The following is a 2,343-nucleotide window of genomic DNA, read 5'->3' as shown; positions in this document are numbered from 1 at the left end:
AACGTTTCGCCGGGGTCGGGGGTCGTCTCGGTTCCGAACGCGCGGTCGCCGGCGACGACGAGAAACAGACCGTTCCGGTCGAGGTGGACTGCGGACTCGTTCGGCGTACGACCGAGCTCGTTCCCGTCGGACCCGTTACTTGCGTCCGTAGCCGTCGGTTGGACTCCGAATTCGAGGCCGTCGAGTCGGTCGAGATCCCCGCCACGCTCCAGCGGTCCGTTCGCGGTCGCCGCGAGGCCCGTCAGTCCCGTCGCGTTCACCGTGTACACGACGGTGTCGTTCGCGGTCGCGGCCGTCGCTTCGGTGAGCGTTCCGTCGGCGATCGCCTCCCGGACCGCGGTCGCGTTCTCGAAGTCGCCGCGGTCGACCGCCTGCGTCGTGTACGCCGTCAGGTTGTTCGTCGATCGGGGTTCCACGGTGACTGTGGCGGTGTCGTTGGCGACCTCGGTGCCGTGTTCCGACCGGAGTGTGAGGTCGTACGTCCCGGGAGTGAGCGACCCGGAGTCCCCGTTGATCGACTCGACGGAGATACCGGTGCCTGTCGTGACGAAGTTCGACGAAGATTCCGGCGACGCGTACGTGTTAATCGTGACGGGTGTCGGGCCTGTCTCGTTGGTTGTCAGGTTGAGTGTTGTAGAAGAGTTACTATTCGTACTAGAAAATGTTATATTTAATCTTGGCACACTGTGAGACATAGAGATCCGCATTGGACTTCCGTAGTTCGACCTTTCAGTAATATTCTTCAGAGTAACTCGTTTTCTGTCCTCTCCAATAATCTCAAACTTCTCTGAATCCACTCTATCTGAGTGGATGTAGTATGTACCAGTAGAGAGCGTTGAAGTATTATATCCGACTTGTTGGGAATTGTTCAACTGTGTTCCTATGGATACAATCCGAGAGTTTCCGTCCTTCCCTACTTTATGAAGCTCAACAGATCTCGGATTTAATGTGGAATTAAACAGAACTGTTTGTCCGGAGTATACGGGCGTGTTTATTGACTGATTGCGGCTGATTTGGACAGTATCTGTACTTGACCCAGTTGTTTGAACAGACTCGATGACAATTACTCCACCATCGGCGACGCCATCAGAGACAAACTGTTGACTAAGGTCGGAGTTCCGAAGAGGCTCCGCCTTTTCTACAGATACCCAGTTACCAGCACTATGTCCTAGTGCCAACTGAATGGACGCAGCATAGCGGTTGCTACGGAAAATTCCACTTTGAGGAGTTGTAGTATTGAAATGGAGAGGAATATCCTCACTCCATCCCGTTAGAACTCTCGAGCGAGCAATAACTTGGTCATGTAGGATGTGACCTGTTGAATTGACAGGGTGTAGTGAAATTAGGTATGGAGTCTCATCGTTGATTGTATCTGAGACTTTAGCTCTGGAGATAACGATGGTATCTGTTTGTGGTTTATCATGTGATGAATTATCGAATTTAATATAGGCATTAACTACTCGACCACTAGCGGATGAAAGAGCTAAGCCGGTTACATTAGTGGGTAAATAATCTCCAATGTCAAAATCTGAAGTATCAACCGTAGAGTTAGCTATGAGATATCCAGTGACATCTCCGCCAGGGTTGGACAGATCAACAGAAATAGAATCTTCTCTCATAAGAGTCTCTTTGCTAATATTTCTAACACCTATTATCTCGTTATGTTCCTTTTTTGTGATAAATAGGGTTGAATTTGTATTCCCGCTGAGATTGTCAACAGTTACGCCGACAGTCGTCCGGGAGTCCCGATGAAGTTGTGTTGACCCGGTCGCTTGGTTGTGAATTCGGATATTACCATCTATTATTTGAAATGAACTTGTACTCTTTCGTTCAGTAAGGCTGGTAGGTGAGAAATCAGTCTTGTTAGTGACTACAATTGGATATTTTATGTTTCTCGAAAGTTGTGCCTCATCGGTGTTAATTCCAGATATTTGGACAGAGTCAATATGTATTGAGCGACTAGATCTATTCGGCTGTATCGTAGCAGCTAGGAGAGTCGTATCTTCAGTATCTAATTGTGAGGTGTTAATTACAGATCCGTTCTGGATACCGTTGATTGACATTGAGACCGAAGAAGTGTTTACTCCATTTGACTCAATGCTAGCTAAATCCACATACAGTCTGATTTTTCCGGGAGAGTCTGATGTATTCGAAACCAGAATTTCAATGTTATTTATTTTTTGTCCAGAATGACCTATTCGGATAGATTCCGCGTCACCAGTGCTGTTCAGAGTGGGTTTATAATTATTTGCTTGAGCATCAACAATGCTTGTTCCCAGTAGTACGATAGCAGAACCGATCACGAAGCAAACGACAATACCGGCCCACAGCCATCGAAGCGAT

Annotated in this window: 1 pseudogene; it reads right to left on the bottom strand. The window is 48.1% G+C overall.

Annotated features, from left to right (window positions below):
• Positions 1-695 (bottom strand): annotated as a pseudogene (locus EXE42_RS15090) (hypothetical protein); the annotation flags it as partial.
• Between the last annotated feature and the right edge of the window lie 1,648 nt (positions 696-2,343).

Source organism: Halorubrum sp. SP3, assembly GCF_005435195.1.
Classification (GTDB): Archaea; Halobacteriota; Halobacteria; order Halobacteriales; family Haloferacaceae; genus Halorubrum; species Halorubrum sodomense.
Note: the sequence above shows the minus strand (reverse complement) of the source record. Positions and strands in the feature narration are given on the sequence as shown.